Source organism: Haemophilus haemolyticus, from assembly GCF_003352385.1.
Classification (GTDB): Bacteria; Pseudomonadota; Gammaproteobacteria; order Enterobacterales; family Pasteurellaceae; genus Haemophilus; species Haemophilus haemolyticus_I.
Genome location: NZ_CP031243.1, coordinates 1,274,153 through 1,299,695 on the forward strand (window position 1 = coordinate 1,274,153; position 25,543 = coordinate 1,299,695).

The window sequence follows — 25,543 nt, forward strand, 5'->3', positions numbered from 1 at the left end:
TATGAAAAGGTATGAAAGTATATAAATCATTTTTAATCGCTACTGCTTCGTTGTTTTTATTCGCTTGTTCTAGTTTTCAAAATGATGATTATGCGATGAACTATAAAGGTCAAATCGGCGATCCTATTATGGCCATAGCCATGTTGAGCGAACAACAACATGAATGGGCAGGTACACCTTATGTGCTCGGCGGTGTTTCTCGTCGTGGCATAGATTGTTCCGGTTTTGTGCAGAAAACTTTCTTCGATCGTTTTAATCTTCGTTTGCCAAGAAGTACAATAGAACAAGCCAATTATGGTAAACATGTCCGCAAAGAAGATATTCAAACGGGTGATTTAATTTTCTTTAAAACTGGCCGAGGTCCTAATGGTTATCATGTAGGAATTTATGTAAAAGAAGACAAATTCCTTCATGCTTCCACCAGAGGGGGCGTTGTTTATTCTTCAATGAATAACCCTTATTGGTCGAAAGCCTTCTGGCAAGTCAGACGAATTTAGAAAGTATAATGCTGGAATTTTCCAGCATTTTTTTATCATGATTTTTTTCAAATTTGGGAGATAAAATGTCCTCAAACTTAACCGCACTTCAAATTCAACTTGAAATTTTACGCCTTATTCCAAAAACACGTTTTATCACTGCAGAAGAAATCTTACAAAAACTTGCTGATATTGGCGTTCAACGTGATATTCGTTCAATCCAACGCCAGCTAGAAAGCTTATCTCAACAGTTTGAAATTGAACGTGATATGCGTGATAAACCTTATGGCTACCGATGGAAATCAAATGCTAAAGGCTTGGATTTACCGATTCTAAATGAACAGCAATCACTTGTGCTTATGCTTGCTAAACAATATCTCAATGGCATTTTGCCTTCTAGTATTATGAGCTCAATGGAGGCGTTCTTTCAACAGGCCGAATATAATTTGGTTTATGACAGCCATAAAAAATCAGGGGCAGAATGGCTTAATAAAGTTGCTATTGCGCCAACTAGTCAGCCGTTATTACCTGCCAAAATCAATCCAGAAATTTTTTCTCAAATTAGTACCGCACTTTATCAAAATCGATTTTTACAGGTGCATTATCGGAGTATTCACGGTAAAGAACATAAGGCACAGGTCAAGCCATTGGCTTTGGTACAACAAGGGCCAAGTAGCTATTTAGTCGCACAATATGAGAATGGCGATATTTTACACTTGGCTTTGCATCGTTTGCTTAAGGTAACAGTGAGTACAATGATATTTGAACGCCCTAATTTCAATTTGAAATCTTATGTAGAAAGCCAAAAGTTTGGTTTTACCTATGGTCGAAAAATTCGATTAACTTTCCGCATTAATAAAGATATTGGTGGATTTTTAACAGAAACACCACTATCAACAGATCAAACAGTAAAAGATTCTGGGGATGATTATGAAATTTCAGCAACGGTGATCGAAAGTCAAATGCTGGAGTGGTGGATAGCTCACTTTGGTGAATATTATCAAGAAATTGAGCGTGTATATTTAGAAGAAACAGTATAACGACATAAATTGTCGCTTTGCGCTTTATGATAAATCTATCTGAAGAGAGGACATTCAAATGAAACAGATTGTGTACATTGATATGGATAATGTGATGGTAGATTTTCCATCAGGTATTGCAAAACTAGATGATAAAACCAAGCGAGAATATGAAGGTCGATATGATGAAGTCGAGGGCATTTTTAGCTTAATGGAACCAATGCCAAACGCGATTTCTGCCGTTCATAAATTGATGAAGAAATATCATATTTATGTGCTTTCTACTGCGCCTTGGCATAATCCTTCCGCTTGGAGTGATAAAGTAAAATGGATTCAACATTATTTCGGTGAAGAAAAAGGTTCAGCCTTATACAAACGATTGATTTTATCCCATCATAAAAATCTTAACCAAGGCGATTATTTAATTGATGATCGCACTAAAAATGGTGATGGCAAATTTCAAGGCGAACATGTTCATTTTGGTACAGAACAGTTTGCTAATTGGAATTGTGTATTATCTTACTTAGGCTGCGGGACTTTTACACCAAGTGATATTTTGCAAGATTGTTTGAAGAAGCCAGCCGCCCTTGTGCAAGTTGAAAATGAGGAGCAAAGCCGAGTCATTGGTGCTTTTGCAGATCGCTATAAATGGCAAGTGTTTAATTTGGCATGTGTTTATGCGGATGAAACAACAACCGAACAGAAAACTGTCTATTTAATTATCAGCCCTTATCACAGTGATGAATTTAAATTGCGTATTGATGCCATGTGCGCTCATATTCAAGCGGAATATGAAGTGTTATTACGCTCAAAATCACAGCTAAAGCAATATTTCCAACGCCTTTCAGATAAGCCATTCTTGCACATTGAAACCTATACTTATCAACCGCTTTATAAAGCAGGGAATATATTTGGCATGATGGCGAGAGATAGACAGATTGATGAAATTTTAGGACAAAAAGGAGCCTGAAAAATGATTTTGGAAAAGAAACCAATTTGCGTAGTATTAACCGGTGCTGGCATTAGTGCTGAAAGTGGTATTCCTACTTTTAGAGCTGAAGATGGATTGTGGGCAGGGCATAAAATAGAAGAAGTTTGTACGCCCGAAGCCTTAAAGAAAAACCGTGCAAAAGTATTAGAGTTTTATAATGAACGACGTCGTAATGCTCAAGCTGCAGAGACTAATGCAGCACACTTGGCTTTAGTTGAACTGGAAGAATTTTATGAAGTTCATATAATCACTCAAAATGTGGATGATTTACATGAGAGAGCGGGAAGTACTAACGTACTCCATTTACATGGAGAATTGAATAAAGCTCGCAGCAGTTTTAATACCGATTACATTGTTCCATGTTTGGGTGATCAACTACTAGAGGATAAGGATAATCACGGTCATCCAATGCGTCCACATATAGTCTTTTTTGGGGAAAATGTACCCATGTTTCCTAAAGCAGAAAAGTTAGTGAAAAAGGCAGATATTGTGATTGTTATTGGCACTTCATTACAAGTTTATCCAGCTAATGAATTGGTAAATCTAGCTCCATACGGTTCACTTATCTATTTGATCGATCCTAATCCCAATACAGGATTTGTTCGTAAGCAAGTTATCGCAATAAAAGAAAAAGCGGGTGAGGGCGTTCCGAAAGTGGTCGCTGAGTTATTGGAGAACGTTAAAAACACATAGAAAAATGACCGCACTTTTTAAACAAATAGCGACTTTTATGTTGTTATTTTTTAACGACACGAATTGTTGCTATGCTGTGCTATTTTATTGTTTATGAATTAACGAGAAATGTATGCACCCCGTAATTGAATTTTATTTAGAGCAAAGAAAAAACCAATATAATTTATCTTTGCAAGATGTTTGGGCGATGCCCAAAAGAATGATTGGCGATGCTTATTTTTATATTCCTTGGCTTTTACCTGTTACTGAAAGTTCCAAATGGAATCGTTCAGTACCGGTTTTTAACGAAGAAGATCTAGCTATTTTTATTGGAGATGAAGTAATTCAAAATAAATATTTACATTCTATTGATATTATTCTGGATTACTTCTGTTTATATCGTGAAGATAATAAAATATTCCCAAAAACAGAATTGAGTGAACGTAAAGTTTGGCTACGTAATATCGGGCATGAAAGTAAGAAGATTTCCCGCATCATTCGTAGTTTAAATTATTGCGGTCATCCTGAGTTGGCTAAAAGTTTACAGCAACTGGCAATAAAATTAGGTCAAGAAAAAGGCGGAATTCAAGAAGAAACAATGGAAATTTGGGCAAATCTACTTAAACAATAAGGATAAAATGATGGTAACAGAAGATTTTAAAAAAGTGGCAGTATCCTTCGCTGGAGGAGATGGCGGAAATCCTAACTCAGATGTTTGGTTTTGTGGGTTAGAATGGGGGATTGGTGATGAAGCTTCTCCTGATGATTTTTATAAGAAATTTAGTTTAAGCCCTAAATTAATACCGCACTCTTGGTTAGAGGACGATTTTGATGGTAGTTGGACTACGCAATATAATCAAAAATTATGTTGGTTTTTGTGGTATTACTATAATTTAGATTGGAAAAGTGGTGAAAGCTATGAGTATTTTGTTAGTACTTATAATGTGCTTTATCCACAGGGTATTGGTTTTAAACTAAATATGTTACCAATCAATTTCAAAAATAGAGCATCAATTCAATGGAATGAACAATTCATTAAGATGACAGGATTTGAAACATTCGATGAATATAGAGAATGGTGTGTTGAAAATCGTGGTGCTTTTTATCGTCAACTTATAGATGAATGTAATCCTAAAGTGATTATTTGTACGGGAGTCACAGAAAAAGATAACTTCTTTAAGTTTTTTACTGGAGAAGCCGTATATGAAACTAAAGCGTTGAAAGAATTTAATATCTTCTATCGCAAGTACAATGATACTTTAATTTGTGTTTGCCCATTTTTTGGTGGCCCAAGTGGCATTAATTCTTACGACAAAATGGAAGCATTAGTAGAGTCAGTAAAAGAATTATGTAAATAATTTTTTTATTAAGTTTATCATTACTTATCTTGCTTATATTTAAGCATGTGCATAATAAGCCTAATAAGCGTTTCTTTTTGTTTCGGATCAGATTCTGCAACTAATAAAGTGAGCGCTGCAAGCCCCGTATCATTGATAACTGGATGCCCATTATGATCAAACAAACGCCCATTTCTATGTAAGAAATCCACAAATAAAAATGCACCGCTACGTTTATTACCATCTGAAAAAGGATGGTTCTTGACGACAAAATAAAGTAAATGCGCCGCTTTTGCTTCGATGCTTGGATAAGCAGGTTCACCAAATACACTTTGATCTAAATTACCTAGAATCGCAGATAAGCCTTTATCTCGTTCACGTCCAAACAGATCACTTGCTTCACCTTTTTCCATTAGCTGTAATTTTAACTCTGCTAGTGCAGAACAAGCCTCTGCATAAGTCGGTAATGTACCGCCTTGCTGTGTTTGTGGTTCGGTAAGTAAACCTTCATCATATTGTTGTAGCCATAAAAACGTATGTGTATAACGGCTGACAATATCCACTAATCCACGACCACTTTCTAGCGTTAATTCCGATGAATTTGCCGTTTTTTGAATAAGCGCAAGTGCTTGTTCTAATTCGTGAGCATTTTGCTGTAAACGTTTTTGGTTAATAGTATAGCCTTGAGTCAGATATTCTTTTAAACGTGCAGTTGCCCAACGGCGGAAACTAATGCCTTGTTTAGATTTTACTCTATAACCAACAGAGATAATCATATCTAAATCATAATGCTCAATTTCACGATTGACTTGGCGTTTACCTTCTTGGCGAACTATCCGGAATTTCCGGATAGTTGATTCTTTCTCAAGTTCTTCATCATCAAATATATTGGTAATGTGCTCATTGATGGTGCGAATATCTTTATCAAATAACATGGCCATCTGCGCTTGGGAAAGCCAAACGGTGTCATTTTCAAATCTCACTTCCACTTGCGTTGTGCCATCTTGAGCTTGGTAAATTTCAATCGGGTTTTGGTTATTCATATTATTTTCCTTAATAATTTGCATGTATATATAACCAGATAAATATGCATATTGCAATACAGATAATCTTATTTGCAAAAAATCTTCTAAAAATAACCACTTTCAATATTCTCAAACGACACAAGTTGTCGCTTCCTTTCATATAATTTTTCCATAAAGGGAGATTTTTTACTTCTTACATATCTATCAAGCCTTTAATTAATAAAAGGAGCAAATAATGGCAATGAAAGTAATTATGGCAAGAGATCCACTTTTTGAGGATGTAAAAAAATTTGTGCAACAACAAAAAGTTGCATCTTGTTCGATGATTCAACGCAGATTTATGTTAGGTTTTAATCGAGCTGGACAAATTTTAGAACAGTTGGAACAAGCGGGTATTATTTCATCAATGAAAAATGGACAGAGAAAAGTATTATGAAAAATGATTTGAATTATGCAGTGGAGCTTATTCGCAAAGCGGATGGTATTTTAATTACAGCTGGTGCGGGTATGAGCGTGGATTCTGGGTTGCCCGATTTTCGCAGCGTTGGCGGATTTTGGAATGCTTATCCTATGTTTAAAGAACATAATATATCTTTTGAAGACATCGTGACGCCACTAGCTTATAAGCATAATCAGGAACTTGCCTATTGGTTTTATGGACATCGATTAGTTCAATACCGAAATACTCTTCCTCACGAAGGGTATCAGATTTTAAAACGCTGGGCGGGAGATAAACCTCATGGATATTTTGTTTTTACCAGTAATGTTGATGGGCATTTTCAAAAGGCTGGTTTTGATGATAGCCATGTTTATGAAGTACACGGTACTTTGGAGCGTCTTCAGTGTGTCAATAATTGTCGAGGATTAAGTTGGTCTGCATCAAGTTTTCAACCTGTCGTGGATAATGAAAACTTATGTTTAACCAGTGAAAAACCACATTGTCCTTATTGTGGGGGCTTTGCTCGTCAAAATGTACTAATGTTTAATGATTGGAGTTATGCAAGTCAATATCAGGATTTTAAAAAAGTGCGGTTAGAATCGTGGTTAAAAGAAGTGCAAAATCTCGTCGTCATTGAACTGGGAGCGGGGAAAGCCATTCCAACTGTGCGTCGCTTTTCTGAACGTACGGCGAAAGCAAAAAAAGGGGGATTTATCCGTATTAACCCACAAGATGCAGGCGTGCCGAAAATGCACTTTTTAAGTCTAGAAATGAAGGCGTTAGATGCGCTAAAAGCGATTGATTGTCTTCTAAATCCTTCTCAACAAGCGGTTGAATAATGGAAAATTTTTGCGAAATTACCTTTTGCCAACAAATTGGCAGCAACAAGCGACACAACCAAGATGCCCTTTTTAATGGCGAGACTGTGTTTCAATATAAACTCAAAACGGCTGAAAAACGCCTTGAAACCCGACCGCACTTTATTGTGGGCGTGGCAGATGGTATTTCCAATAGCAATCGACCTGAAAAAGCGAGCAAGTTGGCAATGCAATTACTAAGCCAAATGGAAAGCATAAACCGTCAAACGATCTACGATTTACAACCCAGTTTATCAGCAGAATTGGCAGAGGATTATTTTGGCTCAGCAACCACGTTTGTGGCAGCTGAGATTGACCAAATAACTCGTAAAGCCAAAATTCTCAGCGTAGGCGATAGCCGTGCTTATTTAATTGATGCTCAGGGTAAATGGCAACAGATTACCCAAGATCATTCTATTCTTTCTGAATTGTTGGCTGATTTTCCCGATAAAAAAGAAGAAGATTTTGCCACGATTTATGGCGGCGTTTCTTCTTGTTTAGTCGCCGATTATTCCGAATTCCAAGATAAAATTTTTTATCAAGAAATTGAAATTCAACAAGGGGAAAGTTTATTACTGTGTTCTGATGGATTAACAGATGGACTTTCTGCTGAAGTAAGAGAAAAGATTTGGAAACAATATGATAATGATAAATCAAGATTGACGGTGTGTCGTAAATTAATTGCGAGACAAGGGTTTTATGATGATTTATCGGTTATAATTTGTATGTTTTGATTTATGTTTAGAAATATTCTAAGGAACCTTAATTATTATGAGCGAAGAAAAAGCAAAAATACTCAAGATTGATGATGTATTAAAATTAAATTTGAGTATTCCAGATTATCAAAGACCATATAAATGGACAATAAAGCACGTTCAACAATTACTTGATGATTTACTGACGCATTTCCGTAATCAACAACAAGTTTATCGAATTGGAACAGTGGTAATACATAAATATAATGAAGAAAACAAAGAAACTAAAAAAATTGAAGAAAAGTTAGATATTGTTGATGGTCAGCAACGTTTAATTACGCTTTCATTATTACTTTATTATTTGAATAATGAAAAAAATTCACGGATAAGGCTTTATTAGATGAGAGTGTAGCACATACTCTTAGCAAGAGTAATATAATTAATAATTATAATTTTATTAAAAATTATTCTATTTCCCATAAGGAAGAATTTAAAAACTATATTTTAGAAACTTGTGAGATGGTTTATGTTGAATTAGATGATTTAGACGAAGCCTTCCAATTTTTTGACTCGCAAAATTCAAAAGGGAAGCCTTTAGAGTCTTATGATTTGCTTAAAGCGTATCATTTAAGAGAAATGAATGATAAACCCAAAGAGATTATTCATCATTGTGTTGAACGTTGGGAGAAATCTGCACTTTCTCAAGAAATCAATAATTTAGATAAAATTATCAACTATATTCTTTTTAGATTACGCCGATGGCACTATCAAGAAAGCGGAGAGGTTTTTACATCGGACGAGCTAGAGACATTTAAAGGCGTATCAGAAAGTACTAACTATCCTTATCTTAGTCCTCTGTTTGCAACAAAGGTTGTAGAGAAATTAGCACAACAAAATCCTATGTTTTATCATCCAAGATTTGTGAGAACAAGTTTTCAAACGATACAAACGTTAATAAATGGTGAGCAATTTTTTGATTATGTTCAGTATTATGTTGAAATCTATGAAAAATTATTTAAAGAAGGAAGTGGGCTTGTTGATAAAGTGAAAAAAATTAACAATAAAGATATAGGAAAAGGCGTAAATACTTTTCTTAATAATCAAGATTATTGTTATAGAGTAGGGGATAAGTATTTAAAAAATTTATTTGAATGCATAGTGTTATTCTATTTTGATAAGTTTGGTGAAGTACATTTAGATGAATTTATAAATAAAGCATTTTTATGGGTTTACCGAATTCGTTTTGAATATCAGCGTATTACTTTCAAAACTGTAGAAGATGAGGCTCACTCAAAAAATGGATTGTTTAATCATATAGAGAAATCTTCTACACCAATACAAGTGCTGAGATATACCTCAGCAATACGTGAAGATAAGTTTAATAACATAGACAATAAAATAAGGGAAGTTTTTGGAGTGAACAATGGGCAACGCTAAAGAATATGTAAAGACATTAACCGTATCCGATTTATTTGATAATGAGAATAAATGTAACTATATTATTCCAATCTACCAACGTAATTATGCTTGGGGTGACGATGAAGTTAGTTCATTACTTCAAGATATAAAAAATACTTGTGAAAAAAATAAAGAACAAGATAAAAATTATTATATTGGAAGCTTAGTTGTCTATCGCCGAGAAAATGATGATTTTGAAGTGATTGATGGCCAGCAAAGACTAACAACACTTACGTTAATAATGCATCATCTTGACAAATTAGTTTTTAGAAATGTTTGTTTTGAACATCGAGATGAATCTGAACAAGCATTATCCAATCTTAATTCTGAAAAATTACCAAGTAATTTTTCACAAGCATTAAAAACAATTAAAAAAGTAATTGATGGATGGGGGAATAATAAAGATGAAATTGTAAAATTCCTTTTGGATAACGTTGAAATTATCCGAACTGAAGTGCCAGAAGGCACAGATTTAAACCATTATTTCGAAATTATGAATACCCGTGGAGAGCAGCTTGAAAAGCATGAAATTCTAAAAGCTCGTTTGATGAAGGAGTTGCCAACAGCTATTGAGCAATCATTATTTGCAAAAATCTGGGATGCATGCTCAGATATGAGTCGTTATGTTGTGATGGGATTGGATTCTGAATTAAGAAAAGTCATTTTAGCTGGTGATTGGAGAAAAGTACGTGGATTTTTTAAGAGTATTTTGAATGAAAATTCTGAAGAACCTGAAAATTCTGAAGAACCTGAAAATTCTGAAGAACCTGAAAATAGTATCGTAAAACTTATTGATGATCCCAAGGTAAAAATAGAAAAAATTGAAGAACAATCACAGGATAAATATGATGGCGAATTTACTTCAGTAATTGATTTTCCTAATTTCTTAATGCATGTTTTAAGAATTTATTTAGAAAGATTTGATAAGTGTAAATATTCTACCCAAAATGATCCATGCAATGTGTCATTAGATGAAAAGTTACTATTAAAATCATTTGAAGGTAAGTTTGAAGGAAAACCTAAAAAAGTTAGAATATTTATTTATACATTATTGGTTTGTCGTTATTTATTTGATTTATATGTGATTAAATCTAATATGATTCGAACTGATTATGAAAACTGGTCGTTATGGAAAATAGTTAAAGGAAAATCAGGTTATTACTATAAAAATGCATTTGGTATTTATAAAAATGTGTCTGTCGACAATAGCTTAGATAAAAATGATGATGAAGCACTTAATGATGCAGATCCTACAAAAAAAGCCGTGATGTTACTTTCAATGTTCCATGTTTCTAACCCATCTCGTATTTATAAAAACTGGTTGTATGCTGTATTACGTTGGTTATTTAATAATAAGGATAATATAACTTACGGTAACTATGTTAATTTTCTAAAAGATCTTTGTGATAAATTCTATTTTGGTAATAACTGTCAAGGGAAGGATATTACAGAGATTATATTAGATAAAGTAGAAGTGGAATTTAAATTTAACTTAGGAAGTAAAGAAAGTTCGGAATATAAAAAATATTGGGATAGAGGGGTAAATGTTCCTAACTTTGTATTTAATCGACTAGATTATCAATTATGGGAACTGCCTAATGAAAAAGTAAAAAATTTGTTAAAGAATGATGAGTGGTTAACTGATAATACTAAAGATGCTATTTGGAAAAAGTTTAGATTTACCTTTAGAAGTTCAGTAGAGCATCATTATCCACAGCATCCTAGTGTTGGAGATGAATTAGAGTCAGGATTAAATGATTTTGGTAATTTGTATCTACTTTCTCAAAGTAAAAATTCTAGCTTAGGTAATTCTTCTCCTGAAGAGAAAAAAAAGCATTATCGTAATAATGAATACGATAGTCTGAAACAAGCTATCATGATGAACTATAATGAGTGGACTGAAAGGGAGATAAAAGAACATGGAGAAAAAATGATCGAAATTCTAAATCAACCTTTATCCAAAGCAGATTCCTAACGACACAATCTGTCGCTATACTTCTTAAACTATGCTCAAACCTATTAGGTTTGAGCATTTTTTATTGGAGTAATGATTATGTCTAAATTCAAACTTAACCCACCATCAGTTTCCCCTTATACCGAAAAATTAATGTTGCAACTTTTATTAGAATATCGAGGATTTGCAGAGGTTTTTAATGAAAATGTTTGGCACTATGACGATATTGCAGCGGCTTTAGGTTTACCGAGTGAAATGGAGCATTGCGATGATTTTCGTTCGAAAGTAAAAAAATTATTACAAGCACGAAATAAAACGTTGCCAAAATTGACCACTCTTTGCGTAAACGAGAATCCAATTATTCAACAAAATATTGATACGCTGACCCAATTATTATCATTGAATACTACTGAGCAGACGCTTTTCCGTTTATCGGTTCAGCTACGCTTAGATGAGCCGTTGAAAAAATTGAGCGAGGCATTACCAAAATCTAATTTGGTAGGGGTAAGTGAGTTATTATCAAATTTATTTGGTTTGCCAAAATCGGACATTATTTCTGCCTTAAAAGATAAGGGAAAACTATTAGGTTATGGCTTGCTTGAACGAAACTATAATCCAGATAGGTTCCATGACTATTTGGATTGGGGAAAAATGTTAGATTTTGATGAATTCATCTCAGAACCATTAAATGAACAGGTGTTATTAAAAGTTTGTACAAAACCAGCTATTGAGCCTAGTTTGAGTTTAGAAGATTTTGCTTATTTAAACGAGATGAAAACAATGATGCTGGATTATCTTCAGTCCTCATTTGCTACTCATAGAAAGGGGGCGAATATTTTAATTTATGGTGCGCCAGGTACAGGCAAAACGGAGTTGGCCACTTTGTTGGGGAAAGTGTTGAGCGTTTCGGTAAATAATATTACCTACATGGATGAAGATGGGGATGTGATTAGCGCTGAAGATCGTTTGAATAAATGTCGCTTTGCGCAAAAGGTGTTAGAAGGGCAATCTTCGTTATTGATTTTTGATGAAATAGAAGATGTTTTTCGTGCCGGTTTTTTTGAACGTTCAGTAGCGCAGAAAAATAAAGCTTGGATGAATCAGTTATTGGAAAACAATAACGTGCCGATGATTTGGTTATCGAATTCTGTTTCGGGCATAGATCCTGCTTTTTTACGCCGCTTTGATCTTATTTTAGAAATGCCAGATTTACCGTTGAAAAATAAGTCGGCACTGATTACGCAACTGACTGAGGGAAAATTAAGTCCAGCCTATGTGCAGCATTTTGCTAAAGTGCGGTCATTAACGCCGGCGATTTTAAGCCGCACAATTCGGGTGGCAAAGGAACTCAATACATCAAATTTTGCTGAGACTTTGCTCATGATGTTTAATCAAACGTTAAAATCGCAAAATAAACCGAAAATTGAACCGCTTGTTTTAGGCAAAGCCGACTACAACTTGAATTATGTGGCTTGTAATGACAATATTCATCGTATTAGTGAAGGGTTAAAACAGTCGAAAAAAGGACGAATTTGTTGCTATGGTCCGCCAGGAACAGGGAAAACAGCTTGGGCAGCATGGCTTGCGGAACAGTTGGATATGCCGTTGTTGCTAAGACAAGGCTCAGATTTACTTAATCCTTATGTGGGTGGTACAGAACAAAATATTGCTCAAGCCTTTGAACAAGCGAAAGCCGATAACGCATTATTAGTGTTAGATGAAGTGGATACGTTCTTATTTTCTCGAGAAGGCGCCAATCGAAGCTGGGAACGTTCTCAAGTGAATGAGATGTTGACACAAATTGAACGCTTTGAGGGCTTGATGGTGGTATCAACAAATTTAATTGAAGTACTCGATCCAGCAGCCTTACGCCGTTTTGATTTAAAATTGAAGTTTGATTATTTAACGCTCAAACAACGCTTAGATTTTGCTAAACAACAGTCGGAAATTTTAGGATTGCCGTTGTTATCGGAAGAGGATTTTACACAAATTGAATCGCTTAATTTGCTGACTCCAGGCGATTTTGCTGCAGTGGCTCGTCGTCACCAATTTTCCACTTTTCAAAAGGTGCAAGATTGGCTGAACGCATTACAAGGTGAATGTGAAGTGAAACCAGTGTTTTCTGCAACAACAAGACGAATAGGATTCTAATCAAAGTGCGGTCAAAATTTTTATGTTTTTTTGACCGCATTTTTTTATTAGTTTTTCAACTGACAGAAAATAAAAAACATTGAATTTATCTTCAATTATGATTTCTGTGATCCACCTCACAATCTTAATATGACAATTATCATAACCCTTTAGAGAGCGTTATATTATCTTTACTCTGTATTAGTCGATATAGGAGAACAATATATGCTTATGACGATACTCAGCTTCCTCATTGTAACTGGTGTGGTTGCGTATGTTTCTTGGTTAAAAACAAAAGGGGATGATTTAAAATCTTCAAAAGGGTATTTTTTGGCAGGTCGCGGATTAAGCGGTTTAGTAATTGGCTGCTCAATGGTGCTCACATCGCTTTCAACTGAACAACTAATCGGTGTCAATGCGGTGTCTTATAAAGGTAATTTCTCTGTGATTGCTTGGACAGTTCCAACGGTTATTCCGCTTTGTTTCTTGGCACTTTATATGTTGCCGAAATATTTGCGTAACGGTTACACAACAGTGCCAGAGTTTTTTGAAAGCCGTTTTGACCGTCAAACACGCTTGATTATGTCAACATTATTCTTGGTGTTTTATCTCTTCATCGTAATTCCAACCGCACTTTACACTGGTGCAATCGCCTTCAATAAAATCTTCAACCTTGAAACGGCATTCGGCTTAAGCTATGGTGCAGCGATTACTTACACGGTGATTGCCATCGGTGTAGTCGGTGCGATTTATGCCATTTTCGGTGGTTTGAAAGCAGTAGCGGTATCAGATACGATCAATGCAGTGATTTTAGTCATTGGTGCATTGCTTGTTCCATTCTTTGCCTTGATGTATTTAGGCGATGGCAGTTTCTCTGAAGGTTTACACACAATCACAACAACGCACATTGAAAAATGGAATGCGATTGGTAGCGAAACAGATGCCACACCTTGGCCAACGATTTTCACCGGTATTATGGTTGTTCACTTTTTCTATTGGACAACTAACCAAGCTATCGTACAACGTTGCTTAGGTGCGAAAGATTTACAATCAGGTCAAAAAGGTATTTTGATTGCGGCATTATTCTTATTAACTTTACCGATCATTTTAAACCTTCCTGGTTTATTGAGTTTCCATATTTTAGGTGAAGGCGTAAATCCAATTGATGCGTCTTATCCATTATTAGTAAACAAAGTATTGCCAACTTGGTTACAAGGTTTCTTTATTGCTGCACTATTTGGCGCAATTTTAAGTACCTTTAACTCATTCTTAAATTCAGCAGCAACCATTTACTGTAAAGACTTATTGCCTTCTATCAGCAAAAAAGTTCGGTCAGAAGAAGAATTAATTTCTTACGCGAAAAAAGTTTCTACCATTATGGCGATTGTCACTATGATTTTCGCACCGCTACTCATGTTTGGTACAGATGGTATTTTCTTAATTACTAAACGTTTCGCAGGATTTGTGAATATTCCAATCGTTGCTTTATTTGCCGTAGGTATGTTTAACAAAACGGTATCTGGCAAAGCAGCACGTATTGCTTTACTTGCTCACGTTATCTTGTACTTCTGCATCGTTTGGGTGTTTAATGTCAAAATCAACTTTGTGTATGTTATGGGCGGATTATTCGTATTTGATGTCGTATTAATGCTCATCTTAGGACAATTCTTACGCCGCGAACCTTACATTGAAAACAAAGAAAACTTAGGTAACGTAGATTTAACTAACTGGAAATACTTAAAAGTAACCAGCGTGTCTTTAATCTTAGGTTTACTTGCGCTTTACACTTTCCTTTCACCACTTGGTATGGCATCAGAATATGGCAATCCATCAATGGTGCTTGGCGTATGGGCGGTGTTACAAATTATCGTGTTATTTGTTGTACGAGATAAAGAGGCTAAATAATGAACATTATTTATATTCTACTGGATCAAATTCGTAAAGATATGTTGGGGCCTTATGGTCACCAAATTGTGAAAACCCCGAATTTAGATCGTTTGGCAAAAGATGGCGTTCGCTTTAATAACGCCTTCACTCCAGCGTCTGTTTGCGGTCCTGCACGTACTTCACTTTTTACTGGATTAATGCCGTCTTCTCACGGCATTATTAAAAATGGGGAAAAAGGCGGTACAGGTGAAATTAGCCAAGAAAAACCGAATATTGGTAAATTGGCTGGCTATAATACTTATGTTGTAGGGAAGTGGCACGTAGGTACTAAATCTGTCCCCGAAGATTACGGGATTAAAGGCCATAACTTTGATGGTTATGGCTATCCTGGCAGTGGAGTATATAAAAATTTAGTCTTCAACCAACCGCCAACACATTCCAATCGTTATAAAGAATGGTTAGAAGAAAAGGGATATGAAATCCCAGAAGTAAGCCGTGCCTACTTTGGTGATAACCCACATTTACGAGTACAAGAACTTTGCGGTTTACTTTCAGGTACGAAAGATCAAACGATTCCTTATTTCATCATTGATGAAGCGAAAAAATATATTCAAGAATCATTAGATGAAGGCAAACCGTTCTTTGCATGGATAAACTTCTGGGGGCCGCACACGCCTTGTATTGTGCCAGAACCTTATTATTCCATGTATCGAAAAGAAGATGTGGTACTGGATAAAAGTTTCTTTAAACCATTAGAGGGCAAACCAGGTCATTTCCGCACAATTTCAAAAATGTGGGGAATGTGGGAAGCAAGCGAAGATCATTGGAAAGAAGTCATCACAAAATTCTGGGGTTATATCACCTTAATTGATGATGCAATCGGTGAATTATTTGATTACTTAGAAAAAAACGGTCTTTATGACCGCACTTTCTTGGTGGCTACAGCAGATCACGGCGATGCAATGGGCGCACATCGAATGATTGAAAAAGGGGAGTTTATGTTTGATGCCACCTACAACATTCCGATGATTATCAAAGATCCAAATTCAGACCGCGTCAATCAAGAAGATGATAACCTTGTTTATCTTCACGATTTAACTTCAACGGTGTTCGATTTAGCCAATCAAAAAGTGCCAGAAAGTTTTGAAGGGCAGAGCGTTCTTCCGATTATGCGCCAGCACCAAGATAACCAACGAAAAGGTGTACTTGGTCAGCTTGCGGGGCATTTTGTGTATTTTGAACAACGTATGTGGCGTCGTAAAGATTACAAACTCGTATTTAATGCGACCGATGTGTGTGAACTTTATGACATCCGTAACGATCCGGAAGAAATGCACAATTTATTTTATGATTCACAATATAACAGCATCAAAAAAGAGATGTTAGAAGAAATGCGCGCTGAGATGAAACGTCTGAATGACCCACTGGAAAATTGGGTTTATCGAATTATTGACGAAATTTAACCAAAGTCGTAGATTAAGGGCGTATCTAATACGCCCTTTGTTATCTCTGAACCTTTAAAATTATAGGAATAAATATGAAAATAACATTACTAAAAATACTGACACCAGAACTTCATCTTATTCAACATAATGATATTCCAGTTCTTCATCTAAAACACGCTGTTGGCACAGCAAAAATCGCTTTACAAGGCGCACAACTTCTTAGCTGGCAACCACAAGGCACAGCTCAAGATGTATTATGGTTAAGTGAAGTTGAATTATTCGAAAATGGCAATGCTATTCGTGGTGGCGTACCGATTTGTTATCCTTGGTTTGGTGGCGTAAAACAACCTGCGCACGGTACAGCTCGTATTCGTTTATGGCAGTTAAGTCATTATGATATTTCAGCCCATAAAGTGCGGTTAGAATTTGAGTTGTTTTCTGATTTAAATATTATCGAAGCTAAAATTGTAATGGTGTTCACAGACAAATGTCATTTAACTTTCACACATTATGGCGAAGAACCTGCACAAGCAGCGTTGCATACCTATTTCAATATTGGGGATATTAATCAAGTGGAAGTACAAGGTTTACCTGAAACTTGTTTTAATAGCTTAACCCAACAACAAGAAGAAGCCCCGTCACCGCGTCACATTTCTGAAAATGTTGATTGCATTTATTCCGCAGAAAAAATGCAGAATCAAATCGTAGATAAAAGTTTCAATCGTACAATTGCACTGCATCATCATAATGCAAGTCAATTTGTTCTTTGGAATCCTTGGCATAAAAAGACTAGTGGAATGAGTGAAACTGGCTATCAAACGATGTTGTGCTTGGAAACTGCGCGTATCCATCACTTGCTTGAATTTGGCGAAAGTTTAAGCGTAGAAATTTCGCTTAAAGGCTAAATTTTGTTGCATAAGTGGTGTGAATACTATAGAATTCGCGGGATTTTTCCCGTTCCTTACGGGCAACAAATTTGAAATCTTTTATTTTTAGCGAAAAGATTTTTACTATTAACCAATAGAAGGAATACGATTATTAAAACCGTAAAAAAAGCGCCGGCAGTAAATCGCCCAAACCGTATCAATGAAGAGATTCGTGTAAAAGAAGTTCGTTTAATTGACCAAGATGGTGAACAAGCAGGAATTGTTTCTATTCAACAAGCCCTAGAAATGTCAGAGCAAGCAGAGCTTGATCTTGTTGAAATTAGCCCAAATGCAGAGCCGCCGGTTTGTCGCATTATGAACTACGGTAAATTCCTTTACGAGAAAAGTAAAACCGCTAAAGAACAAAAGAAAAAACAAAAAGTTGTGCAAGTTAAGGAAATTAAATTCCGTCCAGGCACAGACGAAGGTGACTATCAAGTTAAATTACGCAGCTTAATCCGTTTCTTAGAAGACGGTGACAAAGCAAAAATTACCGTGCGTTTCCGCGGTCGTGAAATGGCTCACCAAGACATTGGCTTTGATGTGTTGGAGCGCGTAAAAAATGATTTAGCTGAAATTTCTGTCGTTGAATCTGCACCGGGTAAATTAGAAGGCCGTCAGGCTGTAATGGTGTTAGCACCGAAGAAAAAATAAGAATTTTGCTGAGATTTCTCAGCAAATCTTTTTGTTTAAGTTTGACTTAAATGAAAAGACAACTGCACGTTGGGCACACTACGCAGCCTAACTGCTTTTGAAAAGGCAATTTAATTTGCCTTATGATGGAAATGATCAGTGCTTCCAAGTAACTTTTTAAGTTCGCCTGATTATGTTGTTTTAAACGAAAAATGCGGAGTTATTTTAACAATGCCTAAAATCAAAACAGTACGCGGCGCAGCGAAGCGCTTCAAAAAAACTGCTTCTGGTGGTTTCAAGCGTAAACAATCTCACTTACGTCATATTTTGACTAAAAAAACAACTAAACGTAAACGTCATTTACGTCATAAATCAATGGTTGCGAAAGCAGACCAAGTTTTAGTAGTAGCTTGCTTACCATACGCATAAGCCGTTATTTAAGCAAAACGTACGATTAGTTCATTTTAGAAAAATATTACATAGGAGATTAAATAATGGCTCGTGTAAAACGTGGTGTTATTGCAAGAGCACGCCATAAGAAAGTTCTTAAGGCTGCTAAAGGTTATTATGGTGCACGTTCACGCGTGTATCGCGTTGCTTTCCAAGCGGTGATCAAAGCTGGTCAATACGCATATCGTGACCGTCGTCAACGTAAACGTCAATTCCGTCAATTATGGATTGCACGTATCAACGCTGCAGCGCGTCAAAATGGTTTATCTTACAGCAAATTCATCAACGGCTTGAAAAAAGCATCTGTTGAAATCGACCGTAAGATTCTTGCTGATATCGCTGTATTCGACAAAGTAGCGTTCGCTGCATTAGTTGAAAAAGCAAAATCTGCACTTTAATTTTTTAAAGTTTAGATAAAGAAGAATTAGGACGCTGAAAAGCGTCCTTTTTTCATTATTATGATAGATAAGTCTATCTTTTCTATACATTCTAAATTGATAATTTCGCTAAATTGTCCTCCTAAAACCAGTGTGTGTTTTTTAGCCTATTTCTATTTTTTAAATGATTAAATATAAATAAGAAAAAAGCATTTTTGTTAGTTATTTAAAGTTTAATTTTTAACCTTTTCGCACCCAGTATACTGGGTGTTGTTATCTCTTTACAGAGATAACAACAAAACATCTTGCTAAACAAAAAAATTTGGTATTTCAATTAAGGTTAATTAATAGGTATGTTATGAAACTGACAAAAACACTTCTCACTAGCGCATTATTAGCTACTTCAATTTTTTCTTTTCAATCTACTGCTTGGGCAGATACGCCAGAACAGCAGTTTCAACAAGTCGTTGAATCCTACAATAAACGTGATTATCAAACAGCCTTCAAACTTTTGCTGCCATTGGCTGAACAAGGCAATGCAACTGCTCAATATAATTTGGGTCAGATGTATCGCAGGGGAGAAGGTGTCAAACAAGATGATGCTGAAGCGGTGAAATGGTATCGCAAAGCGGCTGAACAAGGTGATGCAGATGCTCAATTTGATTTAGGGTTGATGTATTCCAAGGGATATGGCGTAAAACAAGATTATACGGAAGCGGCTAAATGGAATCGCAAAGCGGCTGAACAAGGTGATGCAGATGCTCAATTTCGTTTGGGTGTGATGTATACCCTTGGAAAAGGCGTAAAAAAAGATCGTTCTGAAGCGGAAAAATGGTATCGCAAAGCGGCTGAACAAGGAAATATTGATGCTCAAAATGCAATGGGGGAAGTATATCTTTCTGGAATAGGGGTCAAACAAAATGATGCAGAAGCGGTGAAATGGTATCGCAAAGCAGCTGAACAAGGCTCTGCAACGGCTCAACATGCTATGGGGCTTTTTTATAGTGGAACATTCTCTGTTGATGTTATAAAAGAAGACCTTTCTAAAGCTAAAGAATGGTTCCGTAAGGCTTGTGATAACGGTTCTCAATATGCTTGTGATGATTTAAGGAAGTTAGAGAAATAGTTTTTAAATTAGGACGCTGAAAAGCGTCCTTTTTTGCATTTATGGCTTCAAATTTTGTAAAATAATGCCATTAGTTCTCATCTGTTAAAATCTATGACCGAAACAATCCCACTGAATCCTATCACGTTGCCTTTAAATCAAATTAGCTTAATCGAAGCATCTGCTGGTACGGGGAAAACCTACACTATTGGTTCTTTATATCTCCGACTTTTATTAAAGGCGGGGGAAAATAACTTTTCTCGTCCGTTAAATGTGGAAGAAATTCTGGTGGTAACTTTTACGGAAATGGCGACAGAAGAACTCAAGAAAAAAATTCGTGAGCGTATAACAGATGCGATTGATAAACTCATTGCCTTTGCAGAAACCCAAGATAAATCCGCATTTAAAAATGATGAATTTCTTACCGCACTTTGTGATAATTTGAACATTTTTGAGGCAATTCATCGCTTAAAGTTAGCTGAACAAAATATGGATTTGGCGGCGATTTATACCATTCACGGTTTTTGTCGCCGTATGTTGATGCAATATGCTTTCCATTCTGGCATTCACTTCAATTTAGAATTAATTAAAGATCAATCGGACTTGTTGGTTCGTTTTGCTAATGAATTTTGGCGAGAACATTTTTATCCATTGCCTTTTGAAATGGCTGACTTTATTGCGAATGAACTAGGTTCACCAGATTACGTGTTATCCCTATTAAAATCTGATTTAGGCAAAAATTTAATTGTTGATTTGGAGAACCAACAGGCATTATCTATTTCTATCACAGAATTTTTACACCAATATCTTGGTGAGTATTTTAAAGATATCAAGGCACTAAAACGCTTTTGGTTAGAAAGTGCGGGTAAAATTTCTGAATTAATTACAGAAGAATTGAATAAAGATTATGCAAAAGGCGAGCCTAAATCCTTAAGCCGTCGAAGTTATAATACATCACGTTTAGCGAAATGGATTGATCAAGTAAACGCCTGGGCAAATGATCCCCGTGATTATGTACTGAATGAAACCTTGATATCGTATTTCACTCAATCAGCTTTAGGTGAAAAAGGTGAGGAGGGCGCATCCCCCTTTATTGCCCCGATTTTTACTGAATTAGAAGATCGTGCAAATGCTTTAATGTCTCCAGATTTACTTCGTCGAGTTATTCTTTATCATTATCGACAAGGCTTACAACAAAAACTTTTAGACTATAAACTTAATCACCAAGAAAAATCCTTTGATGATTTATTGCGTTTGCTTTATGAAGCCTTGCAAGGTGCGCAAGGAGATGAATTAGCGGAAATGATTCGTTTCCAATATCCTTTTGCGATGATTGATGAATTTCAGGATACGGATTCACAACAGTACGCTATTTTTTCAAAAATTTATCGTGATAATCCCGAAAAAAATACTGGTTTTATTATGATTGGTGATCCGAAGCAGGCGATTTATCGTTTCCGTGGCGCAGATATTTTTACTTATCTAAAAGCATCGGATGAAGCCCAATCTCGCTTTGAACTCACTAAAAATTATCGTTCAGAGAAGAATCTGGTTGATGGCGTCAATGCGTTGTTTGATTTTCCTCAATCGCCATTTATTTATCAAAATATTAACTTTACTGCTGTTGATTCTCGTGATGATCATCTTCGATTTTATTTAAATGGCAAAGCCGAACCAGCTTATCGTTTTTATCTGACAGAAAGTGACAAAGTGAATAAAACTGAAATGGCAAAAATATGTGCTATTTCTATTCAACATTGGCTAAAAAGTGCGGCAGAAAATCAGGCAGTTTTTCAAAACGAAGATACTTGTAAAACATTGCAAGCGGCGAATATTGCCGTGTTGGTGCGTGATAAAAATGAAGCGGCTTTAGTAAAAAATGAATTGCAAAAATTGGGGATCGCGTCAGTTTATCTTTCTGATCAAAATAGCGTATTTGATAGCAATGTTGCGAAAGAATTAGCTTGGGTGCTTAAAGCCTGTTTGAATGTGGCAGAACGTCCAATTTTGAACGCAATTGCGACCGCACTTTTTGGCTTAAATGCAGCGGATATTCATCAAATTCAGCAAAATGAGGCAGACTGGCAACGTTGGGCAGATAGCTTTACTCAATACCAACAAACTTGGCAACGCCAAGGAATATTGGTCATGCTCCACCAAATTTTATTGGAGCAAGGCATTTCAGAGCGATTATTAAGCCAAGCCACGGGCGAGCGAGATTTAACGGATTTCCTACATTTGGCAGAAATTTTACAACAAGCTGCCACGCTACACGAAAGTGAAGCGGCATTGCTCAGTTGGTTTGAAAAACAAATTCAAGGCGAAGGTCGTCAAGAGGCTCAAATTCGTTTAGAAAGTGAACGCCAGTTGGTAAAAATAGTAACAATCCATAAATCTAAAGGCTTAGAATATGATTTAGTTTGGCTACCATTTTTAGCGGTGCCGAGCAAAGATCCAAGTAAAAAAGACATCAATATTTATTATTCTAAAGAACGAGATGAAACCTTATGGGATATGGAAAATCGTAATTTGACCGCACTTTATGAAGAAACTTTTGCGGAAGAGTTACGTTTACTTTATGTGGCTTTAACCCGTGCCAAATATCAAATGGCATTCGCTTTGCCTACGCAATTTGATAAAAAATGGAATGCCTTACATTATGTATTAAGCCAAGGCGAAATAGGCAAAGAAATAAATTTGTCAGATTCTAAAAATACCGAGACGTTGTTGCAAACCTTTAAAGAAAAAATGCAAGATAATGTGGAAATCTGCACTAAGCCAAATTTAGAGGCTTTGACGGCTTTATCAATTAATACAAAAAATGATGATCTTAAAGCCGCAGAATTTACGGGTAATATTGAGCAAGATTGGCGAATAATCAGTTTTACTTCAATTGAACAAGGTCATCGTCGACAAAATTATTTCGCTGAAAGTGCGGGTAAAAAACACGCTGTTTTTGATGACGTAAAAGATTACGATAGCCAAAATGCTATTGAAATTTCAACCGCGCTTTTAAACGAAAATGAATCAAACATTTTAGATTTGCCACGAGGTAAACAAGTCGGGACTGCATTGCATCGCCATTTTGAAAATTGCTATTTTTCTGATTTAGCAAATACAGAAGAAATTGACAAATTAAGACAATCCTTACAGTTAGATGAAACCCTTACAGAACCGCTACAAAATTGGCTACAACAGATTTCACATACGCCACTTTCTCATGAAATAGGAATAGCATTAGCTGATTTGGTAAATAAAGATTGCATTAAAGAAATGCCATTTTATCTGGCTATTCGGGAACATTTTGATGTTGATGCGTTTAATCGCACGTTGAAAGCCCATCATCATTTGCCAAGCGATCCACTTCAATTTGAACAAATTCAAGGCATGGTGCGAGGTTCGATTGACTTAGTTTTCCGTCATAATGGGAAATATTATCTTGTTGATTATAAATCTAATTTCTTAGGTTCAAGCCTTACTGATTACAATCAAGAGGCATTGAAAAAAGAAATGTTACACAGTCACTATGATTGGCAATATTTAATTTATACGCTGGCATTACATCGTTATTTGCAAAGCGTTGTGCCTCATTACGATTATGCGCGAGATTTCGGCGGGGTATTTTATCTTTTCTTACGTGGAATGAATGGTGAGCCACAATCTGGCGTATTTTACGATCGTCCAAGCGTTGAATTAATCACAGAATTAGACGGGGTGTTTTAATGTTATCTGTATTATACAAACTTAAAGAGCAGGGCATTCTTTCTCAAGGTGATTATTATTTTGCTAAGTTGATAGCTGATAAACAATGTCATACGGATTATGCGGAACCAGTCAAAAATTTAGCCATATTATTAGCCGCACTTTGTAGCTGGCGTTATACGCAGGGAAATACTTGCAGCCAATTAGATCGCTATTTAGAACATAATTTATTTGGCTTGGCTTATCGTACAACGGAAGAAGATTATTTAGCTGAAATTCGCAAAAAAATTGGTTATTTACCTGTGGAAGATTGGCAAAATGCGTTGTGCGGGCATATGGCATTTACGCAAGATCCCGTCAATCAAATTGCGCCAATGGCATTTCAATTTGGCGCGTTGTATTTCTATCGCGCTTGGCAAGATGAATATCGTATCGCGCAATATATAAAAAACACTTTAAAAAAACACCGCACTTTAGCCTTTTCTTATGATGAAATTCGTCAAAAATTAGATAAATATTTCCCTGAAAAACAGGAAAAAATAGATTGGCAAAAAGTGGCGGTGGCAACAGCGATTAAAAGTCCATTTTCGATTGTTACAGGCGGCCCAGGAACAGGAAAAACCACGACAGTTACGCGTTTATTGCTCGTTCTACAAGAATTATTTGATTGTAAATTACACATCAAATTGGTTGCACCGACTGGCAAAGCCGCCTCTCGTTTGGAAGAGTCGATTAAAAATGCGTTAGGTTTTATGCAAGAAAAAATGAATTTATCCGATTCACTTTTCAATGCGATCCCACAAAAAGCCAGTACTTTGCATAGTTTACTGGGTGTGAATGCTTTTAATGATTACACGCGCTATAACAGTCATAACCCTTTGCAGTTGGATGTATTAGTTGTTGATGAAACATCAATGATTGATTTGCCAATGATGGCAAAACTTATCAATGCCTTAAAGCCTGAAACTCGATTAATTTTATTAGGCGATCAGGCGCAATTAGCCTCTGTTGAGGCGGGGGCAGTATTGGGAGAATTAGCTCAATTTGTTACTCAACCTTATAGTCATGAACAAGCTACGTATTTGCAAGCGACGACAGGATACGAAGTAAAAGGTTCTGATTGTTCAAATCTAATACGTGATTGTTTATGCCATCTAACAGAAAGTCGCCGTTTTGATAAAGATTCAGGTATTGGCAAGTTGGCTGAATTCATTCAAAAAGGCAAAGCAGACGATAGCCTTGGGTTATTTGAACATTATCCTCAAGAATTGCACTTTAATGCCTTAAATGATGAACGCGATGCGGTCAATCAAGTGGTGAAAAGTGCGGTGAAAAATTACCGCACTTTCTTAAAAATGTTGGATGATTTACGTAAACAAAAAATTGCTCCTAACGCTAAAAATGAACAAGGCATTTCCTATGCCGAAGCTATTCAAGCGCAATTTAATTCTGTGAGATTTTTAACCGCACTTCGTAATAGCGATTTAGGTGTTGAAAATCTCAATAAAGAAATCGCATTAGCGTTGCGAGAGGAAAAATTGCTTTGGTTCCGTAATGAACAAGATTGGTATATCGGCAAGCCAATTATGATTACTGAAAACGATCATAATGTTCGCCTTTATAACGGCGATATTGGACTGTGCTTGGCAAATGGCAAAGTATGGTTTGGCAATCGAGAAGTGCTGACAAGCCGAATTCCAGCACATGAACCCGCTTTTATGATGACGATTCATAAATCTCAAGGTTCCGAATTTGAACATACCGTCATGGTGCTTCCAACAGAAGTAAATCCAGTATTATCGAGAGAATTAGTTTTCACGGGTGTCACTCGTGCGAAAAAAGAACTCACTGTATTTGCCGATGAAAAAATATGGAAAACAGCAATTCGCCAGACCGTAAAACGCCAGAGTGGATTGGGTAAATTATTGGAAGAGTTAAAGTAGTCAAAAGGCGGAATGAATCCGC

At 36.1% G+C, this 25,543-nt stretch carries 23 protein-coding genes; 22 read left to right on the plus strand and 1 reads right to left on the minus strand.

The features are described 5' to 3' along the window. Positions 1 to 11: 11 nt before the first annotated feature. From DV428_RS06305 to DV428_RS06330, 6 genes are all read left to right on the plus strand, one after another. Entirely contained in the window at positions 12 to 497 is a 486-nt protein-coding gene (locus DV428_RS06305; RefSeq protein ID WP_114909087.1) for an NlpC/P60 family protein, read from the plus strand. Between the two features lie 65 nt (positions 498 to 562). Then, positions 563 to 1,516: a helix-turn-helix transcriptional regulator gene (locus tag DV428_RS06310; protein WP_114909088.1), complete on the plus strand. Its 954-nt coding sequence runs from the start codon at positions 563 to 565 to the stop codon at positions 1,514 to 1,516. Between the two features lie 58 nt (positions 1,517 to 1,574). Beyond that, a complete protein-coding gene (locus DV428_RS06315) occupies positions 1,575 to 2,465 on the plus strand; it encodes a 5' nucleotidase, NT5C type (RefSeq protein ID WP_114909089.1) in 891 nt (296 codons plus the stop codon). A 3-nt stretch (positions 2,466 to 2,468) separates the two neighbouring features. Continuing rightward, positions 2,469 to 3,179 carry an SIR2 family NAD-dependent protein deacylase gene (locus DV428_RS06320; protein ID WP_114909090.1) on the plus strand — a complete coding sequence of 237 codons (711 nt, stop codon included), beginning with the start codon at positions 2,469 to 2,471 and terminating at the stop codon, positions 3,177 to 3,179. A gap of 112 nt (positions 3,180 to 3,291) precedes the next feature. After that, entirely contained in the window at positions 3,292 to 3,789 is a 498-nt protein-coding gene (locus DV428_RS06325; protein WP_114909091.1) for an opioid growth factor receptor-related protein, read from the plus strand. A 10-nt stretch (positions 3,790 to 3,799) separates the two neighbouring features. Beyond that, on the plus strand, positions 3,800 to 4,516 hold the full coding sequence (locus tag DV428_RS06330; protein ID WP_114909092.1) for a hypothetical protein: 717 nt from the start codon (positions 3,800 to 3,802) through the stop codon (positions 4,514 to 4,516). 20 nt (positions 4,517 to 4,536) lie between these two features. On the opposite strand, the gene DV428_RS06335 is transcribed toward DV428_RS06330, so the two are convergent. After that, complete coding sequence (locus DV428_RS06335; RefSeq protein WP_114909093.1) at positions 4,537 to 5,538, minus strand: virulence RhuM family protein/type II toxin-antitoxin system death-on-curing family toxin; 1,002 nt, start codon at positions 5,536 to 5,538, stop codon at positions 4,537 to 4,539. 217 nt (positions 5,539 to 5,755) lie between these two features. Here DV428_RS06335 and DV428_RS06340 point away from each other — a divergent pair, with 217 nt between their 5' ends. The 16 genes from DV428_RS06340 (at position 5,756) to recD (ending at position 25,521) form a co-directional block, all read left to right on the plus strand. Beyond that, entirely contained in the window at positions 5,756 to 5,956 is a 201-nt protein-coding gene (locus DV428_RS06340; protein WP_005637831.1) for a DNA translocase FtsK, read from the plus strand. Further along, complete coding sequence (locus DV428_RS06345; RefSeq protein WP_114909094.1) at positions 5,953 to 6,798, plus strand: SIR2 family NAD-dependent protein deacylase; 846 nt, start codon at positions 5,953 to 5,955, stop codon at positions 6,796 to 6,798. Before DV428_RS06340 ends, DV428_RS06345 begins: the two co-directional genes overlap by 4 nt. Then, the gene (locus DV428_RS06350; protein ID WP_114909095.1) at positions 6,798 to 7,550 is read left to right on the plus strand and encodes a PP2C family protein-serine/threonine phosphatase; all 753 of its coding nucleotides are present in this window, start codon (positions 6,798 to 6,800) and stop codon (positions 7,548 to 7,550) included. Before DV428_RS06345 ends, DV428_RS06350 begins: the two co-directional genes overlap by 1 nt. 37 nt (positions 7,551 to 7,587) lie before the next feature. Beyond that, on the plus strand, positions 7,588 to 7,911 hold the full coding sequence (locus DV428_RS09745) for a DUF262 domain-containing protein (protein WP_239993696.1): 324 nt from the start codon (positions 7,588 to 7,590) through the stop codon (positions 7,909 to 7,911). Between the two features lie 71 nt (positions 7,912 to 7,982). Next, positions 7,983 to 8,948 (plus strand): DUF7834 domain-containing protein, encoded by a 966-nt coding sequence (locus DV428_RS06355; RefSeq protein WP_239993704.1) that lies wholly within the window; start codon positions 7,983 to 7,985, stop codon positions 8,946 to 8,948. After that, a complete protein-coding gene (locus DV428_RS06360) occupies positions 8,935 to 10,944 on the plus strand; it encodes a DUF262 domain-containing protein (RefSeq protein ID WP_114909096.1) in 2,010 nt (669 codons plus the stop codon). Before DV428_RS06355 ends, DV428_RS06360 begins: the two co-directional genes overlap by 14 nt. A 78-nt stretch (positions 10,945 to 11,022) precedes the next feature. Then, positions 11,023 to 13,074, plus strand: coding sequence for an AAA family ATPase (locus DV428_RS06365; protein ID WP_114909097.1), 2,052 nt, complete (start codon positions 11,023 to 11,025; stop codon positions 13,072 to 13,074). Positions 13,075 to 13,278: 204 nt separating this feature from the next. Then, the gene (locus tag DV428_RS06370) at positions 13,279 to 14,958 is read left to right on the plus strand and encodes a solute:sodium symporter family transporter (protein WP_114909098.1); all 1,680 of its coding nucleotides are present in this window, start codon (positions 13,279 to 13,281) and stop codon (positions 14,956 to 14,958) included. Beyond that, entirely contained in the window at positions 14,958 to 16,403 is a 1,446-nt protein-coding gene (locus DV428_RS06375) for a sulfatase family protein (RefSeq protein WP_114909099.1), read from the plus strand. The genes DV428_RS06370 and DV428_RS06375 overlap by 1 nt, the downstream gene beginning before the upstream one ends. A gap of 74 nt (positions 16,404 to 16,477) precedes the next feature. Next, positions 16,478 to 17,290, plus strand: a complete 813-nt coding sequence (locus DV428_RS06380) for a D-hexose-6-phosphate mutarotase (RefSeq protein WP_114909100.1) — start codon at positions 16,478 to 16,480, stop codon at positions 17,288 to 17,290. Between the two features lie 213 nt (positions 17,291 to 17,503). After that, positions 17,504 to 17,965, plus strand: coding sequence for a translation initiation factor IF-3 (gene infC / locus DV428_RS06385; protein WP_425269183.1), 462 nt, complete (start codon positions 17,504 to 17,506; stop codon positions 17,963 to 17,965). Between the two features lie 210 nt (positions 17,966 to 18,175). After that, the gene (gene rpmI / locus DV428_RS06390) at positions 18,176 to 18,373 is read left to right on the plus strand and encodes a 50S ribosomal protein L35 (RefSeq protein ID WP_005596065.1); all 198 of its coding nucleotides are present in this window, start codon (positions 18,176 to 18,178) and stop codon (positions 18,371 to 18,373) included. Between the two features lie 65 nt (positions 18,374 to 18,438). Then, on the plus strand, positions 18,439 to 18,792 hold the full coding sequence (gene rplT / locus DV428_RS06395; RefSeq protein ID WP_005596075.1) for a 50S ribosomal protein L20: 354 nt from the start codon (positions 18,439 to 18,441) through the stop codon (positions 18,790 to 18,792). 337 nt (positions 18,793 to 19,129) lie between these two features. Beyond that, the gene (locus tag DV428_RS06400) at positions 19,130 to 19,897 is read left to right on the plus strand and encodes a tetratricopeptide repeat protein (protein WP_114909102.1); all 768 of its coding nucleotides are present in this window, start codon (positions 19,130 to 19,132) and stop codon (positions 19,895 to 19,897) included. 93 nt (positions 19,898 to 19,990) lie between these two features. Next, positions 19,991 to 23,599, plus strand: coding sequence for an exodeoxyribonuclease V subunit beta (gene recB / locus DV428_RS06405; protein ID WP_114909103.1), 3,609 nt, complete (start codon positions 19,991 to 19,993; stop codon positions 23,597 to 23,599). Then, positions 23,599 to 25,521, plus strand: coding sequence for an exodeoxyribonuclease V subunit alpha (gene recD, locus DV428_RS06410; RefSeq protein WP_114909104.1), 1,923 nt, complete (start codon positions 23,599 to 23,601; stop codon positions 25,519 to 25,521). Before recB ends, recD begins: the two co-directional genes overlap by 1 nt. Positions 25,522 to 25,543: the final 22 nt, after the last annotated feature.

Coding starts and splice junctions, on each gene's coding strand:
- DV428_RS06310 (WP_114909088.1), top strand. CDS start 563: ATGTCCTCAAACTTAACCGCACTTCAAATTCAACTTGAAATTTTACGC.
- DV428_RS06345 (WP_114909094.1), top strand. CDS start 5,953: ATGAAAAATGATTTGAATTATGCAGTGGAGCTTATTCGCAAAGCGGAT.
- DV428_RS06375 (WP_114909099.1), top strand. CDS start 14,958: ATGAACATTATTTATATTCTACTGGATCAAATTCGTAAAGATATGTTG.
- DV428_RS06340 (WP_005637831.1), top strand. CDS start 5,756: ATGGCAATGAAAGTAATTATGGCAAGAGATCCACTTTTTGAGGATGTA.
- recB (WP_114909103.1), top strand. CDS start 19,991: ATGACCGAAACAATCCCACTGAATCCTATCACGTTGCCTTTAAATCAA.
- DV428_RS06350 (WP_114909095.1), top strand. CDS start 6,798: ATGGAAAATTTTTGCGAAATTACCTTTTGCCAACAAATTGGCAGCAAC.
- DV428_RS06365 (WP_114909097.1), top strand. CDS start 11,023: ATGTCTAAATTCAAACTTAACCCACCATCAGTTTCCCCTTATACCGAA.
- DV428_RS06305 (WP_114909087.1), top strand. CDS start 12: ATGAAAGTATATAAATCATTTTTAATCGCTACTGCTTCGTTGTTTTTA.
- DV428_RS09745 (WP_239993696.1), top strand. CDS start 7,588: ATGAGCGAAGAAAAAGCAAAAATACTCAAGATTGATGATGTATTAAAA.
- DV428_RS06360 (WP_114909096.1), top strand. CDS start 8,935: ATGGGCAACGCTAAAGAATATGTAAAGACATTAACCGTATCCGATTTA.
- DV428_RS06400 (WP_114909102.1), top strand. CDS start 19,130: ATGAAACTGACAAAAACACTTCTCACTAGCGCATTATTAGCTACTTCA.
- DV428_RS06370 (WP_114909098.1), top strand. CDS start 13,279: ATGCTTATGACGATACTCAGCTTCCTCATTGTAACTGGTGTGGTTGCG.
- recD (WP_114909104.1), top strand. CDS start 23,599: ATGTTATCTGTATTATACAAACTTAAAGAGCAGGGCATTCTTTCTCAA.
- DV428_RS06325 (WP_114909091.1), top strand. CDS start 3,292: ATGCACCCCGTAATTGAATTTTATTTAGAGCAAAGAAAAAACCAATAT.
- DV428_RS06315 (WP_114909089.1), top strand. CDS start 1,575: ATGAAACAGATTGTGTACATTGATATGGATAATGTGATGGTAGATTTT.
- DV428_RS06380 (WP_114909100.1), top strand. CDS start 16,478: ATGAAAATAACATTACTAAAAATACTGACACCAGAACTTCATCTTATT.
- DV428_RS06320 (WP_114909090.1), top strand. CDS start 2,469: ATGATTTTGGAAAAGAAACCAATTTGCGTAGTATTAACCGGTGCTGGC.
- DV428_RS06335 (WP_114909093.1), bottom strand. CDS start 5,538: ATGAATAACCAAAACCCGATTGAAATTTACCAAGCTCAAGATGGCACA.
- DV428_RS06330 (WP_114909092.1), top strand. CDS start 3,800: ATGGTAACAGAAGATTTTAAAAAAGTGGCAGTATCCTTCGCTGGAGGA.
- rplT (WP_005596075.1), top strand. CDS start 18,439: ATGGCTCGTGTAAAACGTGGTGTTATTGCAAGAGCACGCCATAAGAAA.
- rpmI (WP_005596065.1), top strand. CDS start 18,176: ATGCCTAAAATCAAAACAGTACGCGGCGCAGCGAAGCGCTTCAAAAAA.